Genomic DNA, 15,958 nt, shown 5'->3' with positions numbered 1-15,958 from the left:
AAGCAACGTCGATATCGATCCCGACGCCGCCCGTGATAATCTTATCGGCTGCTGGGAAATGTTTATATAATATAGTGTAGATGACGAATGTGCCGTTTGATAGACAATGACTACTTCGAACACAACTAGCACACGACTTCGACGGTACCGACGCGAGCTTCTGAGCGGAATCGCGGCTGGAACGACGGTGTTCGCGACCAGCGGTGCGGCGACTTCGGCCGATCGGAACGGCCGATCTGGCGCCGACAAAGGAACTGCCGACGAACCGAACGAGTTCACGCGTCAGATGGAGTCGCTCGATCGAGGACTCGTAGCCGTTCCGACGGAAGACGGGGTACTCGTCCGGTGGCGCCTGTTCGGGACCGACCCCGACGATCTGGGATTCCACGTGTATCGCGACGGGAAGCGGGTGAACAACAAGCCGATCACCGACAGCACGAATTTCCTCGATCACGAGGGAACGACCGATTCGGCGTACGCGGTTCGATCGGTCGGCAACGGGCGGGCCGGCGGAGATCGGAAGACCGGAAAGAGCGACCGCAAACCCGGCATGTCGAAATCCGTCGAGGTGTGGGACGAGCAGTACAAGGAGATTCCGCTGAACAAACCCGACCCCGTCGAGGGCGAAGACGGAGAGACGGTCACGTACCACGCGAACGACGCGAGTGTGGGCGACCTCACGGGCGACGGAACGCTCGACATCGTCCAGAAGTGGACGCCGTCGAACGCGAAGGACAATTCCCAGTCGGGTCACACGAGCGACGTCCTGCTCGACGGGTACACGCTGGAAGGCGAACACCTCTGGCGGATCAATCTCAGGCAGAATATCCGGGCCGGCGCACACTACACGCCGTTCGTCGTCTACGATTTCGACGGCGACGGGAAGGCGGAACTGGCCGTACGGACAGCCGACGGGACTACGGACGGAATCGGGACGGTCATCGGCGATCCGGACGCCGACTACGCGAACGAGGACGGGTATATCCTCGAAGGACCGGAGTATCTCACCGTCTTCGACGGCGAGTCGGGTGAAGCACTCGCGACGACGGACTTCGAGCCTGCGCGCGGAGACGTCTGCGACTGGGGTGACTGTTACGGCAATCGCGCCGATCGGTTCCTCGCCGGCGTCGCCTACCTCGACGGCGAACGACCGAGCATCGTCATGACGCGGGGCTACTACGAGAAGTCGATGCTGGCCGCTTGGGACTTCCGCGACGGCGAACTCGAGATTCGGTGGATCTTCGACAGCACCGAGGGCAACGAGGAGTACGAAGGGCAGGGCAACCACCAACTCGCCACCGCCGACGTCGACGGCGACGGCAAGGACGAGATCGTCTACGGCGCCGCGGTCATCGATCACGACGGCACCGGCCTCTACTCGACCGGCTGGAACCACGGCGACGCCCTGCACGTCAGCGACTTCGACCCGAGTCGAGAGGGGCTCGAGGTCTTCATGCCCCACGAGTGGGGGCCGTACGGCGCGACGTTCCGCGATGCCGAAACGGGCGAGTTACTGTGGGGCGTAGAAGGAGAGGGCGACATCGGCAGGGGGCTGATCGCGGACATCGATCCGAACTACGAGGGCGCAGAAGCGTGGGCAGGGATCCCCCTGTCCGACGATGATATCGGCTTGTGGTCCGCTCAGGGGGAGCAAATCAGTGAGAACGCCGTCGACTCGATGAACTTCGGCATCTGGTGGACCGGCGACCTGCACCGTGAGCTGCTGGACCACGACTTCCTCGGCTGGGATGCGGGCTACGGCGTCGGCTGGATCAAGAAGTGGAACCCCGAAACCGGAGAGCTGGACCCGTTGGAGTCCTTCGAGGGCACTCGTTCGAACAACTCGTCGAAGGGTACTCCGTGTCTCTCGGGGGATCTCCTCGGCGACTGGCGCGAAGAGGTGATCTGGCGAACCGAAGACAGCGAGGCACTGCGCCTGTACGCGACTCCGCACGAGACCGACCACCGGCTGTACACGCTGTTGCACAATCCGCAGTACCGGACCGCGATCGCGTGGCAGAACGCCGGCTACAATCAGCCGCCGTGGCCGAGTTACTTCCTCGGACACGGGATGGACGAGCCGCCGAAACCCGACATCGAACTCGTTTCGACCGATGAGTGAGCGGTACGCGCATCGCAGCGCTGCCCGTGAGCATCTGACGCCACGCGCCTGAGAGGCTGGGTCGCTATCGCCGACGCGAGCGGAACCGCCCCTCAGGCAGATCTCTCGGCAATGAACCTCCTCGGAATCTCCGCTTCGTCGATCGTTCGGTCGTCCTGTACCTTGATCACCCACGTCGCGCCGAGAACGGGTTCGGCTCTCGACACCCGTGTTACTCGGAAAACGAGAACACCGGTTTGCACGTTTCTGACGCGAGGAACGCCTCGAACGCCTGGGTCGGGTCATCGACGGTGAAGGAGCGATCGACGATCACGTCGACGTCAATGGCGCCTTCGGACAGGAGCCGGATGGCCTGTTCGAAGTTCGTCCAGGTCGACCCGTAGGACGAGTTGATATCGATCTCGCCGCGGACGATAGGTGTCATGAACACTTCGCTGGACTCGCCGGGAAGCCCGACGACGACGACCTGTCCGCCCTTCCGGACGTGATCGACGGCCATCTCGACGCCGCTCCGGTGCCCAGTAGTGTCGAACACGGCATCGAAGCCGACGCCGTCCGTTTTCTCGTCGACGATCTCTGAGAGGGCCGTTCGATCGACGTTGACGGTGTCGATACCGAGCCGTTCGACCAGCGGAAGCCGGTACTCGGTGTCTTTCCGCAGTCCCGAGACGACGACGCTCGCGCCCAGCGAGTCGGCGACGGCCGCGACGAGGACGCCGATCGGGCCCGGTCCCTCGACGAGGACCGTGTCGCCCGGCGTAATGGTCGATTGATCCAACACGGCCCGCGTCGCGATGCTGAGGGGTTCGGTGATACTCGCATCGCCGAGCGGAACGTCGTCGGGGATGTGGTGGAGATCGCGGGGCTTCACCGTCGTGTACTCGGTGTACGCGCCGTCCTTGTGCATCCCAGTGATCTCGAAGTTCTGACAGACGTTCGGCTGACCGTTCTTGCACTGGAAACACGAGCCGCAGTCGTGGATCGGTTCTTCGACGACGCTGTCGCCGACGGCGAAGTCGGTGACGCTATCGCCGATCTCGACGACTTCGCCGGAGTACTCGTGACCCATGATTCGGGGAAGCGGGATCCACTTGTACCCGTCTTCGTACGTGTACGCGTGAGCGTCGCTACCGCACAGCCCCGCGGAGTGGACGCGGACGAGTACCTCGTCGTCGCCCGGTACTGCTCGTTCGCGTTCGCGGATTTCGACAGATCTGGGACCGGTATGAACTATAGCCTTCATTGATTGAGCTACCTCTCGCTCTAGTCGAGCTATCACTACCTGGGTGATTCTCACACATATACCTTTAGGTGGACTCACGGCGACGGTTGATTGACATCGCATCTCCCACTCCGCGTCGATGCTCTCACGCGACGTCGTTGATGCGCGTTCGACGGAGCCGTTCCAGGCGAAGATCATTCCGTCGTAATAGCTATGCCGTTCGCATCCGAGCGTCAAAACGCATGGAGCGCATCGCGTTTCACCTCGAGATAGCGGACGGAGAGCGCGACGAGTACCGCGAGGAACACGAGAACGTGCCCGAGTGGCTCGAAGAGGCCTACCTCGACTCCGACGCCGGACTCGAGACCTACAGCGTCTTCGAGAAGGACGGTCACGTCTTCGGGTTCATGGAACTCGAGGATCCGGATGCCATCAGGGAGGTCATGGACTCGAGCGACGCGCAGGCTCGCTGGGCCGAGCGGATGGACGGGATCGTGGTCGATGACGGCGATCAGTGGATGGACGAAGTGTACCGGATGATCTGATCGAACCGCTTCGATTCCGTTTCGGGAAACGTCCGTCGGAGCTGGACGTCGATTTAGAAGCGTCAGCGGCGCGTATTCGTTCCACACTACCGGATACGATTCGACGGCACGAGCGCGAGTCCCCCGCAACCGTTCGAAATCGACTATTTGTCATCGTTGTGACTCTCTCACGATTTCCGTCCGGCATCACCGAATAACGAGATCACGGCGCTGAATGCGCCTCGAAAAGGGTTGTCAAAGCCGATCGATTGGGAGCTAACGAGAGCGAATTCGTGCATTTACACATGCATGTCCGTAAACAACCGGTCTCGAGGCGACGACAGGCCGTTTTTCTTCCGGCGATTCCGGACAGCGTACACAGTTATTTAAGTGGGACCCGACGCGTCCGATGCACGATCGACCGACGAAAGCATTTATCCGATTCGTCCGCGAGAGCCGAGCTAATGCGATTCTTGAACGACGAGCGGTACTTGCTCGAATCGGAGCCGGCACGGGAGCTGTACGGTTCGATCGCCGATCTGCCGATTCTCGATCCTCACACGCACGCCGACGTCGCCGAGATCGTCGAGAACGACGGCTACGACGACGTCTGGGAGGTGGAAGGGGCGACGGACCACTACGTCTGGACCCTGATGCGAAAGCGGGGGATCGACGAGGAGCTGATCACCGGAAACGCCTCGAACCGGGAGAAGTGGCGGGCGTTGGCGGGAATCTTTCCGGAACTCGCGGGCAATCCGACCTACGAGTGGGTCCACCTCGATCTGAAGCGCCGGTTCGGTATCGAGACGCCGATCTCCGCGGCGACGGCCGACGACATCTGGGAGGAGACGGCGATGCAACTGGAGCGCGCCGAGATGGATCCACAGCCGCTGCTCCGCGAGATGAACGTCGAAGTCGTCTGCAGCACCGACGATCCGACGGACTCGCTCGAGGACCACGACCGGGCCGAAGACGAGGTCGACGGCGTCGAAATCCTGCCGACGTGGCGCGCCGATCGGGCCGTTGCAGTCGATCGTCCGGATTGGGACGAGTTCGTTCGCGAACTCGCCGACGCGACGGGGATCGACGCGTCGGACTTCGACGGCTATCTCGACGCACTGGCCGCGTCGCACGAATACTTCGCCGAACGCGGGTGCGTTGCCAGCGATCTCGGGGTTCGATCGGCGGTATCCCGTCCGGTGAGCGAGGCGAGAGCGCGACGCGCGTTCGACGCGGCGCGGGACGGCGGCCCCATCGGTCCCGCCGAGGCGACCGATCTCAGGGCGTACCTCCTCGAGTACATCGGCGAGCTCAATACCAAACGGGGCTGGGTCACGCAGCTGCACATCGGCGCGGTCCGAGACTACAGCGCTCGGCTCTACGAGCGGTTGGGAACCGACGCCGGAGGCGACATCTCGACGCAGGACGTCGATATGGCGGCCGACCTTCGGCACTTCGTGAATCGATTCGACGGCGCTCACGAGATCGTCCTCTACTGCACCGACCCGACGCACTACCCGACGATCGCGACCATCGCCAGGGCGTTTCCGAACGTGAGCGTCGGTGCGGCGTGGTGGTTCAACGACAATCCGTACGTGATGGAACACCAACTGGAGTATACCGGCAGCGTCGACCTCCTCTCGAACCACGCGGGGATGGTCAGCGACTCCCGAAAGCTCCTCTCGTACGGCTCCCGGTTCGAGATGTTCCGGCGATCGCTCGCGAACGTGGTCGGTCGCCAGGTCGCCAGGGGACAGCTGTCGATGGCGGTCGCGGCGGATCTCGTCCGCCACGTCGCGTACGATCGGCCCAAGCGATTGTACGGGTTCTGAAGTCGAACTCTATCGTAGTGGGCCAATCAGCATCGAGTACGCATCCAGCACTGCGGGTGCTCCTACGATCTCCAATCAAATCGGTCAGAGCAGCATCTGTACCAACACTATCAGCAGGATTATCGCTTGATCTCTGCTACAAGTTCGATTTCGCCCTCCTAACCATGGATGACCGCTATCTCGGCTCGTTCGGGCAGCTCTACCGTATCAATGATGCGAACGAACACCGAAGGATATGTAACAGCGCTGCCGCCGCCACTGCCACAGTTTCCCGGTTTTTCTGCCCTCGCCGTCCCGCTGATAACCCCAGCGCCGGTCTCAAGTTCCTCTGGCAATTTTAGAGTATACTGTTGACGGGCCTTTCGAGGCGATGTACAGAAGATTTTGACGTACCTGATTCCGAGCCTGGATTCCATATAGCAATGTGGTATTTATGGAACTGGGGTCTGCCACGCTACCGCAGCGTAGGTGGCGAATTCGGGAGAATACGCCCTCGGTTCGATCACACTTGAGTAGCTCGATAATCGAGTGTGGTTTTACGCGAGTCCGTTCCTCTCGTACTTCGCACGAACGATGCCAGCCGGCGAGAAACACCCTCTCGAGGATCGGCGTCGCAGACGGCCCGCTCGTCGACGAGCGCGGGTCACACCTGCTGACGCTCGAGCCTGTCGGTGACGCCGTCCGACAGAACGCGAGTACCGAACGGGCCGATTTCGCCACAGCGACGCGGATACGAGCGTTCGGGGCGCGTTGCACGGGTCGCTTCGGAGTCGAGAATCCGCGACAAAGACGAACGAGATCCCGTCGATACCGGCATCGTCGACCGGCCCACGCTGCGGCGCTCGAGAGGGAAACGCTGGCCCGCTCCGAGAAACGACGCGTCGACGACATCACCCTCGGCCGATCCGGATCACGAGTCGGGTTCGAGAGCGACGCGCCGCTCGAGTGACGCGAACGTTCCAACGCGTATCGAGTAGTGTGTCGATCGATTGACAACGGCTCGGAGTTCCCCGCGGCGAGCGAGTCAGGAGTACGTGATATTGAGTTCGATCACGTTCGTCGCCTGTTCGAGCACCGCGGGGATCTCCTCTTCGAGGCGCTCGTTTTGGATCCGCGTCGTCGGTCCCGAGATCGAGAGCGCCCCGAGAACGCGCCCCGTATTGCTTCGAATCGGCGCCGCTGCACATCGGAGACCCTCGACGCGTTCCTCCCGGTCGAAAGCGATGCCACGCTCTCGAACGTCGGCGAGCGCCTCGTGGAACTCCTCGCGGTCCGTGATCGTGTTGTCGGTCACCTCCGGAAGGCCGTGCTGGGTGACGATGTCGTCGACGCGCTCGGTTGGGAGGTGGGCGAGGATCACCTTTCCGAGCGCCGTACAGTGTAAGTGGACGCGGGTTCCGACGTGGGCGTCGACCTGGACGGCGTCGTCGCCGGCGACGCGGTAGATGTAGGTGCCGCGTCCGTGCTCCTCGACGAGCAGGTTGACCAACTCGCCCTCCTCGTCGGCGATCTTGTCCATCTCGGGGCGGGCGATATCGTACAGATCGCGTCGACTTCGAGCGTACGCGCCGAGTTCGAGGAACCGGATGCCGACGTTCCACGTCGTCCCCCGTTTCACCACGTACTCGCCCTCCTCGAGGGTGCTGAGGTAGTTGTGAACGTTGCTCTTCGGGAGTCCGAGGTGCTCGGCGACTTCCGTCACTCCCGCCCCGTCGAGCTCCATCAGCGCCTCGACGATCTCGAACGTCGTCTTCGTCGACTTGATGGGATTTCTCGCCTTGGGTGACATTGTTTACCCAATACCGTTCGTCCTACAAAAACCTTGATTCATGATTGTGAAACGAAGGCGGTAACCGCCGGCGACGGCGCCGACGACCGGCAAAGGGCCGGCTCGGTGCCGATCGCCGTTCTCGCAGCCGTCGTGAGCGTAAGTATATGTGTTCGGAAACGGTACCGATAGCCGCAATGAGCGGACGCGCAACGTACGAGTACGGCGGAGAAACCGCAATCGTCACCGGTTCGACGAGCGGTATCGGATACGGAATCGCGAGCGCACTCGCCGACGCAAACGCTGACGTCGTCGTCAACGCACGAACGGCGTCGGACGTCGAGGAGACCGCGGCGGACCTGGACGCACTCGGCGATGGGACCGTCATCGGCGTGGCGGCCGATCTCTCCCGACGGGACGAGATCGATCGGCTGATCGACCGGGCGGTGAGCGAGGTCGGTCCGATTAGCATCCTCGTCAACAACGCCGCCGTGTGGCCGGAGGAGGAGTCGATGATCGACGCATCGCTCGACGACTGGGAGCGAACGATGAACGTCAACGTTCGCGCCCAGTACTACGCGTCCAAGCAGATCGCTCGACACATGATTACCCGGGACATTGCGGGTTCGATCGTCAACGTCACGAGTCAAACGGGCGACCGCCGGACCGGCGGACGCGGGCTGTACGGCGCGTCGAAAACCGCGGTCAACGGATTCACGTGGCGGATGGCCTACGATCTGGCTCGGGAAGGGATCCGGATGAACGCCGTCTCGACCGACGTGACCGACTCGAGACAGCTTCGACGCGAAGCCGGACGGATCGCCGCCGATCGACCCGGGCAGACGACCGACGATGTGCTCGAGGAGTGGGGAGCCAAACGCCCGCTCGGGCGTCTCGGTCGGCCGGAAGACATCGCCGACGCGGTGCTGTTTCTCTGCAGTGACGCCGCCTCGTACGTCGCGGGCTCGATCCTGCGGGTGAGCGGCGGCGGAAACCTGCAGTGACGGTCGCCGTCGTTCCGGATCTCGAGTTCGCCTCGGATTACGACCGTTCCCCGGTGATCATCAGCGAACTGAGCTCGGCTTTCGAGACGTCGTCGGTGCTCGTCACCGCCGTCATCGACCCCTGGTAGAGCACGCCGACTCGGTCCGCGAGCCCGAAGATCTCGTCGAGGCTGTGGCTGACGATGACGATTGTCTTCCCGTTCGCTCGGAGGGTTCGCACCGTCTCCCGGACGAGTTCGGTCGCGTCGACCGAGAGCGCGCTCGTCGGTTCGTCGAGGATCACCACGTCCGGATCGAACGCGAGCGCGCGAGCGATTGCGATCAGTTGGCGCTCGCCGCCGGAGTGGAACGCGACCTCCGCGCGCGGGTCGATGTCGCGCTTGAGGTGCGTCTCGATGATCGTCGCCGCCCGCTCGTAGGTCTCCTCCCAGTCGACGACCGAGAACGGGCCGATCCCCTTTCGCGGAAAGTTGCCCATGAAGACGTTCGTCGCCACGTCGAGGTCGTCCATCAGCGCGAGATCCTGGTAGACGGTTTCGATGCCGCACGCGCGGGCGTTTTCCGGGCTGTCGAATTCGACAGGACGTCCGTCGAAGTAGAGCGACCCTCGCGTCGGCTCGTGAACGCCACAGAGGACGTTCATCAGCGTCGATTTCCCGGCGCCGTTATCGCCGACGACCGCGAAAATCTCGTTCTCGCGGACGGCCAGGTTGACGTCCTCGAGCGCGACGATCCGACCGAATACTTTGCGGACGTTCTCGACGGCGATCTTCGGGTCGGTTTCGCCGGCGGTTCGGACGATGCCGGACGCGCTCGACGCGTCACGACTCATGAACGCACCCCCGCCGAGAGAACGCGTTCCCGGATGGTCTCTTTCGTGTTGTACAGCAGAATCGCGATCAGAAGGACGATTCCGTTGACGACTTCGATGAGCGTCGGGTCGAACCCGCCGACGTTGAGCGCGGTCTCGACGAGACTCAACAGTAACACGCCGCCGAGCGCGCCGAGCAGTTTTCCGCGGCCGCCGAAGAGGCTGATCCCGCCGATGATGGCGGCGGCGAACGCGGGAAACACCATGTCGTCGGCGATGTCGGGCGAGACGAGCCCCGTGTAACCGGTCAGCATCCAGCCCGCAAGTGCACAGAAGAACCCGCTCAGCGCGTAGACCGCGATGATCGTGCGATCGGTGCGGATCCCGACGGCGCGGGCGGCCTCCTCGTCGCTGCCGACCGCGTACACCGCCTGACCGAACGCCGTGTACCGGAAGACCACCGCCATGAACGCGAAGGACGCGAGCAAAATTCCGATGGCGACGTACTCGTTGCCACCGGGCGCGACGTACCCCTCCGGAAGGCCCGAGATCGGTTGCGTCGTCAGAGCCAGCTTCCCGCCGCCGAAGATGATGAAAAACGCCAGCGTCTGCAGGAAGGGGTTCATCCCGAGTTTCGCGATCATGATTCCGTTCGTGGCGCCGATCGCCGACCCGACCGCGAGGACGATGGCGACGCCGAGGACGGGACTCGAGACGAGGCTCCACTCGGCGAGCACCATCGCGGTGAACACCGCGGAGAAGCCGGCGATGGCGCCGACCGAGAGATCGAAGTGACCGGACAACAGGCAGATGCTCTCGGCCAGCACGACGAGTCCGAGCGGAACCGCCGCGAACAGCATCAGTCTGAGCGCCATCGTGTTCGTAAAGACTCGCGGAACGGTCGCGAGCACCAGCAGCGAGATGACGGCCAGAATCGGCCAGATCATGTTCTCGAGCAACACCAGTACCGTTCGTTCGGGAATCCGTTCGAACTGCCGCGCGACGATGTTTGACGTGCTCATGTGGCTCTGGTTACCCCCAGATGTTCCCCCAGAGGCCCGGGCGATCGACGTTCTCCTCGGTGACGACGACGCCGGCGGTCAGGACGTGCGTGTGGCCGTTTCGTTCGGTAACCTCGGCGGGCGCCCAGATCGGGTCCGACCAGAGTTCGGCTCCCTCGTGCTCGATGGGGGTAAACGAGTAATCGTTCTCGTCGACGGTATCGCCCGGTTGCGGGAGCGCCTCGTCACCGCCGTCGAGGTAGTCGAGTAGCTGTTTCATCGCCAGCGGAATGTAAAAGTGGACCGGCTGGTCGACGGTCGCGTCGATGTAGCCGTCTTTGATCAACGGGTTCACGTCCGGGCCGGCGTCGGGTTGCGTGTGGACGATGTGGTCGTCGTGTCCGGACGGGTAGGCGAGATTCAACTGTTCGAGCGCGTTCTGTACGCCGATTCCGCAAGTCATGTTCGTCGCGTAGATCCCGTCCGGCGGATCGTTCGCGCTCAGGTAGTCTTCCGTCGTCGACTGCGAGTCGTCGACGCTCCAGTCGGTCCGGATGGTGTCGACGACCTCGACGCGGTCCTGTCCGTCGATATACTCGTCGAAGCCGTCGGTCCGCGCGTTCGACTGCTGGTTGAAATCGCCGCGAACGTGCAACACGGAGTACGACTCCCGGTCCGGCCGTTGTTCTTCGAGCGCCTCGACCATCAGTTCGGCGCACGTCTCGCCCGCTTCGGCGTTGCCGAACGCGGTGAACGTCTTGATCGAGTCGGTCGTCCCCGGATCGTTGACGGTGAACACGGGAATGTCTTCCGCTGCGGCCTCGTCGATCGCGTTGTCGACCGCCTCGTCGAACGGCGCGGCGATGATCGCGTCGTAGCCTTGCGCGACGAACTGGCGGATGTCGGTCACCTGCTCGGCCGAGTCTTGATCGTGGCTCACGACGTCGTACTCGATCCCCTCCTGTTCGGCGTACAGTTCGCCCGCCTCGTAGAACGCGGTCACCCAGTCGCCACCGACGAGGTGCTGTGGCACCCCGACGCGGAGCGAGTCGTCGCTACCGTCGCTCGTACACCCGGCGAACCCGAGCGTCGCGACGGCACCCGCAGTGACCAGGCACTGACGTCTGCTAGTAATGGGCATACTACTCGATACAGTTACACCGATCCAAATAAAGATTGTTATCATCTACCTATATCGTTGTTATACGAGCGAAACGACATCTAGAACGAAGAGAGAAGGGGTATGCACGCGTGAGGAAAACTGAATATCCGTGGTCGAATCTCGGCGCTCGAGAAGTGAACCGATGTACGGTCCTCCGCGAACGCGTCGGTCTCATCGGTATCGAGGAAAGAGTTATTAACTGATGTGTTGACGCTGCGGATATCAGGTGAGACAATGGTACACAGTGTCGAGAACGGAGATCAGGTCGACGAGACGGACACGAGCGCCGAGCACGAGAACGGGACGACGCCGCGGCGTCGGTTTCTCGCGACCGGCGGAACGCTCGCGTTGGCGGCGCTCGGGGTGAGTCCGGCGGGCGCTCGAACGGGCCCGGAAACGATGGACGAGTTCGAGACGAGCGTCGAAGAGACCGTCGCGAGCGCCCGAACGGTGATCGATAGCGGTCCGTACGATCCGACGTGGGAGTCGCTGGCCGACGTGACGCAGATCCCCGAGTGGTTCCGTGACGGGAAATTCGGAATCTTCTGTCACTGGGGTCCGTACTCGGTGCCCGCGTACGCACACGAGTGGTACCCCCGACAGATGTACAACGTCGACAACGAGATCAACGAGTACCACCGCGAGACGTACGGCGAACCGGACGAGTATCCCTACCAGGAGTTCGTCCCCGAGTTCGGTGCCGAAACGTTCGACGCCGACGAGTGGGCGACGCTCTTCGAGCGGGCGGGTGCGAAGTACGCCGGACCGGTCGTCGAACATCACGACGGCTGGTCGCTCTGGGACTCCGACGTCACCCCGTGGAACGCCGCCGACATCGGACCCGAGCGTGACCTCACCGGCGAACTCGAGTCGGCGATCCGGAAGCGAGACATGCGGTTCGTGACGACGTTTCACCACTCGTACAACCTGATCGGCGAGGAGGGGTACTTCTCGTTCGCCTACGAGAACTACCCGTCGGTCACCGAGGGCTATCCCGACCGCGTGATGTACGGCAACCTGCCCGAGCAATTGCAGTTCGATACGTGGCTGGCGAAACTCGTCGAAGTGGTCGAGGGATACGACCCCGACTTCGTCTGGTTCGACTGGGGCCTTCCCGACGTTCCCGAGGCGTACCAGCGACGCTTCCTGGCGTACTACCACAACGTGGCCGCGACGCGGGGCAAGGAGGTCGTCACGACGAACAAGGAGGACACGCTGCCCCTCGAGTCGAGCGTCGCCGACTTCGAGCTCGGACGGCCGCGTCACGTTCAGGAGCAGGCGTGGAACGCCGAGTTCAAGGTGGCCGACGAGGGCGGGTGGGGGTACGTCGAAGACCGCACGTTCCACTCCGCGACGCGCCTGATTCACGTCCTGATCGACATCGTCAGCAAGAACGGACAGCTCCTGTTGAGCGTCGGGCCGAGAGTCGACGGCACCATCGAACGCGAGGAACGCGAGCGGCTGCTCGCGATCGGCGACTGGCTCGACGTCAACGGCGAGGCGATCTACGAGACCCGGCCGTGGGACGCGTTCGGCGAGGGGCCGACCCGCCTCGAGGAGGGCGGCGAATTCGTCGAGGACGTCGAGTACGGCCCCGAGGACGTGCGGTACACGCGGGCGAAAGACGGGAACGCGGTGTACGCGATCGTCATGGGCTGGCCCGGAGGCGGCGAACTCGCGCTCGAGGGGATGGCCGTCGACCACCCGGCGGCGCCCGGGACGCCGCCCGGTCACGGCGGAACGCCGCCGGGGTGCGGCGAGGGACCGCCAGGTCACGGCGACGGCCCACCCGGCGAGCGGACGGGGACGGCGGTCGGTTCGATCCGACTGCTCGGCCACGGCCCGGTCCCGTTCCGCGTCTCGTCCGAGGGCCACCCGGTGATCGAGCTCCCGGGACTCGCCTCGTCGAAGCGTCCGAGCGACGCCGCCGTCGCGTTCGCGCTCGAGGAATTCGACCTCGAGCCCACCGAGGACGCCCACCGATAGATCCGCCTCGCGGTCCGACCGCCGGATCGGCGAGTGCGCTCGCGTCGTATCGAGGACCCGTACGCTTATGTCGAACGTCGGCATCGGTCGGCGTGTGAAAGTTATCGACACGCACACTCACGCGTGGGGTGAGCCGACGGGCGAACTCCCCTGGACGGCGACGGTGTTGCCGCCCGGCTGGTCGGGTTCGTACACGCACCGCGACCTCGTCGCGGACATGGACGCCGCGGACGTCGACGAGGCCGTCGTCGTGACGACGCCGCTGTACGGCCGCGGCGTGCGGGCGAACGAGTACGCGATGCGAGCGATCGAGGCCCACCCCGATCGCCTCTACGGCGTCGGCCTGCTCGAGTTCTTTCGGTCGGACCCAGACGAGGTCGTCGCGTCCCTGAAACGCATCACGGGCCACCCGCGGATGCTCGGCGTCCGCATGCACGCCGCCCTCGAGTACGAGGAGATTCCGACGGACGTCGACCGCTACGGCGACTGGATTCTGGATGAACGCCTCGAGCCGATCTGGCGGGCGGCCGGCGACCTCGAGACGTGCGTCTTCGTCTTCCCGAAGGCCCAGCAACTCGAACACCTCGTGACGCTCGCCGACCGCTACCCGGAGACGACGATCGTCGTCGACCACATGGCCTGGCCCGACGAGACGACGAATCCCGACGAGGAACCCTGGACCGCGTTCGAGTCGCTCGCCGAGTACGAGAACGTCTCCGTCAAGCTGAGTTCGCTGCCCCGCTCGTCGACCGAGCCGTGGCCGTACGCGGACTGCCACGGCTACGTGACGAACCTCGTCGAGTGGTTCGGCCCCGAACGGCTGCTGCTCGGTTCGGACTACCCCTGGATGGACGACTGGGCCGACTACGGCGACTGTCTCTCGTGGCTCGAGGCCGTCGAGACCCTCTCGCGGCGCGATCGGGCGTTCATCTCGTACCGGACGTTCGAACGCCTGCACGGCTGACCGCGGGCTACTGTTCAAACGACCAGATCTCCTCCATGTAGGGGATCTGCTCGCCGGCAGCGGCGTCGGCGTCGACCCCGTCGCGTTTGAACTGCGCCACGTGGCGCTCCCACTCCTCGACGGCCGGATCGGTCGCCATTACCTCGTCGTAGGCGTCTACGTCCGGACACTCGAGGACGCAAACCGCGATATCGTCGCGGACGAACAGTTGGAACTCCTCGACGCCGGCGCGCTCCATCGCGTCGGTGACGCCGTCCGGCACGTCCTCGTGTGCCGCGACGTACTCCCCCGTTCGATCCGAATCGATGCGCTGGACGTAGACTGCCCGCTCCAGTTCCTCGGACATACGGTACGCATCGGACGCGACCGATACAAATCTTTTCCGACGCCGCACGCGAGCGACCGTCGGTGGACAAACAGTTGGAACTTCCAACACGGTCGGAACACCCGTCGCCGGGTTACCACGAGGTTACGCGAACGTCGCGGAGCGGCCGGTCCAAGGGGATTTCGACCTGCCCGCCCGTGTGGTGAGAGAGGTACAGTCCGATGATGATCTCGAGGCTGCGCGTGGCCTCCTCGCCCGTCGATCTGTTCTCCGCACGCCCGTCGAGGACGTCGACGATGTGGGCGGCCGCGTTGCTGAACGCCCGCTCGTAGTCGTCTTCCCAGGTCCACGCGCCGTCGATCCCCGGCAGCGGCGCTTCGACGTGCTCGCCGTCCTCGAGTCGCCAGTACCGCCACTCGCCGTCGTCGTTGTTCAGGTACAGCTTCCCCTCGCTGCCGATGAACTGGAGCGTCATCGACGAACTGTCGCGGGGGATCGTACAGTCGACGGTGACGAACGTGCCGTCGTCCATGACGACGAAGCCGCCGCCGCCGGCGTCGTCGACCCGTGCGCCGGCCTCGAGGCGCTCGACCGCCTCGTTCTCGCCGGTGATGTGACCCGAGACGGTCTCCGCGCGAGCGTCGAGGAGGTAGACGAGCGTATCGAGCAGGTGCGTGGCGTTTCGAAGCAACTCCATGCGGAACTGCATCGCCACCGACTGGGGGTCGCCCAGGAGCCGCTCCTCCTGAACGAGCGTCCGAAGCCGCTGTAGCTTATCGGTGAACCGAAACGAGTGGTTGACAACCAGTTCCGTCTCCGTCTCCGCGCAGACCTCGATCATCTCGCGGGCGGCGGTGACGTCGGACGCGATCGGTTTCTCACACCAGATCAGGTCGGGCGCCGCGGCCGATCGAGCGGCATCGACGACGTGACGGTGATGGAGGTACGACGGCGTACAGACCGAGACGACGTCGAGCGACTCCGCCTCGAGCATCGCCTCGTGGCCGACGTACCGCCGGTCCGGATCGATCCCCCACGCCTCGCCGAACCGCTCGAGTTTCGCCTCGTCGACGTCGGCGCCCGCGACGAGATCGATCTCCGTCCGGGCGTCGAAGCCGCCGGCGTGGCTGGCGTCGATCCGTTCGCGACCGATCTTCTCCTCGTCGTGCATCCCGAGGATCCCCATGCCGGCGATACCGCCGGTCCCGATGATGCCTGCAGTGTAGGTCATGGGCGG

13 protein-coding genes are annotated in these 15,958 nt (G+C 63.9%); 6 read left to right on the top strand and 7 right to left on the bottom strand.

Features of this window, described 5'->3' with window-relative positions:
* Window positions 1-286: 286 nt before the first annotated feature.
* Entirely contained in the window at window positions 287-2,122 is a 1,836-nt protein-coding gene (locus tag MUH00_RS19445) for a rhamnogalacturonan lyase (RefSeq protein ID WP_247004407.1), read from the top strand.
* Window positions 2,123-2,333: 211 nt separating this feature from the next.
* Here the strand turns inward: MUH00_RS19445 and MUH00_RS19440 are convergent, their stop codons facing one another.
* Window positions 2,334-3,365 (bottom strand): zinc-dependent alcohol dehydrogenase, encoded by a 1,032-nt coding sequence (locus tag MUH00_RS19440; RefSeq protein ID WP_247004405.1) that lies wholly within the window; start codon window positions 3,363-3,365, stop codon window positions 2,334-2,336.
* Between the two features lie 221 nt (window positions 3,366-3,586).
* Here MUH00_RS19440 and MUH00_RS19435 point away from each other — a divergent pair, with 221 nt between their 5' ends.
* Window positions 3,587-3,889: an L-rhamnose mutarotase gene (locus tag MUH00_RS19435; RefSeq protein ID WP_247004403.1), complete on the top strand. Its 303-nt coding sequence runs from the start codon at window positions 3,587-3,589 to the stop codon at window positions 3,887-3,889.
* Between the two features lie 443 nt (window positions 3,890-4,332).
* Entirely contained in the window at window positions 4,333-5,700 is a 1,368-nt protein-coding gene (gene uxaC / locus MUH00_RS19430; RefSeq protein ID WP_247004401.1) for a glucuronate isomerase, read from the top strand.
* A gap of 1,024 nt (window positions 5,701-6,724) precedes the next feature.
* On the opposite strand, the gene MUH00_RS19425 is transcribed toward uxaC, so the two are convergent.
* Window positions 6,725-7,489 (bottom strand): IclR family transcriptional regulator, encoded by a 765-nt coding sequence (locus MUH00_RS19425; protein WP_247004399.1) that lies wholly within the window; start codon window positions 7,487-7,489, stop codon window positions 6,725-6,727.
* Between the two features lie 176 nt (window positions 7,490-7,665).
* Here MUH00_RS19425 and MUH00_RS19420 point away from each other — a divergent pair, with 176 nt between their 5' ends.
* Window positions 7,666-8,472 carry an SDR family NAD(P)-dependent oxidoreductase gene (locus tag MUH00_RS19420; protein ID WP_247004397.1) on the top strand — a complete coding sequence of 269 codons (807 nt, stop codon included), beginning with the start codon at window positions 7,666-7,668 and terminating at the stop codon, window positions 8,470-8,472.
* Between the two features lie 37 nt (window positions 8,473-8,509).
* Here the strand turns inward: MUH00_RS19420 and MUH00_RS19415 are convergent, their stop codons facing one another.
* The 3 genes from MUH00_RS19415 to MUH00_RS19405 are packed head-to-tail and all read right to left on the bottom strand — an operon-like array spanning window position 8,510 to window position 11,425.
* Window positions 8,510-9,304 carry an ATP-binding cassette domain-containing protein gene (locus MUH00_RS19415; RefSeq protein WP_247004395.1) on the bottom strand — a complete coding sequence of 265 codons (795 nt, stop codon included), beginning with the start codon at window positions 9,302-9,304 and terminating at the stop codon, window positions 8,510-8,512.
* Window positions 9,301-10,305 carry an ABC transporter permease gene (locus MUH00_RS19410; protein ID WP_247004393.1) on the bottom strand — a complete coding sequence of 335 codons (1,005 nt, stop codon included), beginning with the start codon at window positions 10,303-10,305 and terminating at the stop codon, window positions 9,301-9,303. Before MUH00_RS19410 ends, MUH00_RS19415 begins: the two co-directional genes overlap by 4 nt.
* Before the next feature lie 10 nt (window positions 10,306-10,315).
* Window positions 10,316-11,425 carry a sugar ABC transporter substrate-binding protein gene (locus tag MUH00_RS19405; RefSeq protein ID WP_247004391.1) on the bottom strand — a complete coding sequence of 370 codons (1,110 nt, stop codon included), beginning with the start codon at window positions 11,423-11,425 and terminating at the stop codon, window positions 10,316-10,318.
* Window positions 11,426-11,680: 255 nt separating this feature from the next.
* Between MUH00_RS19405 and MUH00_RS19400 the strand changes: the two genes are divergently transcribed.
* A complete protein-coding gene (locus tag MUH00_RS19400; protein WP_247004389.1) occupies window positions 11,681-13,432 on the top strand; it encodes an alpha-L-fucosidase in 1,752 nt (583 codons plus the stop codon).
* Window positions 13,433-13,526: 94 nt separating this feature from the next.
* Window positions 13,527-14,396 carry an amidohydrolase family protein gene (locus MUH00_RS19395; protein ID WP_247004387.1) on the top strand — a complete coding sequence of 290 codons (870 nt, stop codon included), beginning with the start codon at window positions 13,527-13,529 and terminating at the stop codon, window positions 14,394-14,396.
* A 7-nt stretch (window positions 14,397-14,403) separates the two neighbouring features.
* Here the strand turns inward: MUH00_RS19395 and MUH00_RS19390 are convergent, their stop codons facing one another.
* Both MUH00_RS19390 and MUH00_RS19385 read right to left on the bottom strand, forming a co-directional pair.
* Entirely contained in the window at window positions 14,404-14,742 is a 339-nt protein-coding gene (locus MUH00_RS19390; protein ID WP_247004385.1) for an L-rhamnose mutarotase, read from the bottom strand.
* Between the two features lie 112 nt (window positions 14,743-14,854).
* On the bottom strand, window positions 14,855-15,952 hold the full coding sequence (locus tag MUH00_RS19385; RefSeq protein WP_247004384.1) for a Gfo/Idh/MocA family protein: 1,098 nt from the start codon (window positions 15,950-15,952) through the stop codon (window positions 14,855-14,857).
* Window positions 15,953-15,958: the final 6 nt, after the last annotated feature.

It is taken from the genome of Halosolutus gelatinilyticus (assembly GCF_023028105.1).
Taxonomy (GTDB): domain Archaea; phylum Halobacteriota; class Halobacteria; order Halobacteriales; family Natrialbaceae; genus Halosolutus; species Halosolutus gelatinilyticus.
This window is presented reverse-complemented; position numbering and strand designations above follow the sequence as displayed.

Excerpts from the sequence above, each read along its gene's own strand:
- MUH00_RS19445 (WP_247004407.1), top strand. The coding sequence starts at position 287 with ATGGAGTCGCTCGATCGAGGACTCGTAGCCGTTCCGACGGAAGACGGG.
- MUH00_RS19440 (WP_247004405.1), bottom strand. The coding sequence starts at position 3,365 with ATGAAGGCTATAGTTCATACCGGTCCCAGATCTGTCGAAATCCGCGAA.
- MUH00_RS19435 (WP_247004403.1), top strand. The coding sequence starts at position 3,587 with ATGGAGCGCATCGCGTTTCACCTCGAGATAGCGGACGGAGAGCGCGAC.
- uxaC (WP_247004401.1), top strand. The coding sequence starts at position 4,333 with ATGCGATTCTTGAACGACGAGCGGTACTTGCTCGAATCGGAGCCGGCA.
- MUH00_RS19425 (WP_247004399.1), bottom strand. The coding sequence starts at position 7,489 with ATGTCACCCAAGGCGAGAAATCCCATCAAGTCGACGAAGACGACGTTC.
- MUH00_RS19420 (WP_247004397.1), top strand. The coding sequence starts at position 7,666 with ATGAGCGGACGCGCAACGTACGAGTACGGCGGAGAAACCGCAATCGTC.
- MUH00_RS19415 (WP_247004395.1), bottom strand. The coding sequence starts at position 9,304 with ATGAGTCGTGACGCGTCGAGCGCGTCCGGCATCGTCCGAACCGCCGGC.
- MUH00_RS19410 (WP_247004393.1), bottom strand. The coding sequence starts at position 10,305 with ATGAGCACGTCAAACATCGTCGCGCGGCAGTTCGAACGGATTCCCGAA.
- MUH00_RS19405 (WP_247004391.1), bottom strand. The coding sequence starts at position 11,425 with ATGCCCATTACTAGCAGACGTCAGTGCCTGGTCACTGCGGGTGCCGTC.
- MUH00_RS19400 (WP_247004389.1), top strand. The coding sequence starts at position 11,681 with ATGGTACACAGTGTCGAGAACGGAGATCAGGTCGACGAGACGGACACG.
- MUH00_RS19390 (WP_247004385.1), bottom strand. The coding sequence starts at position 14,742 with ATGTCCGAGGAACTGGAGCGGGCAGTCTACGTCCAGCGCATCGATTCG.
- MUH00_RS19385 (WP_247004384.1), bottom strand. The coding sequence starts at position 15,952 with ATGACCTACACTGCAGGCATCATCGGGACCGGCGGTATCGCCGGCATG.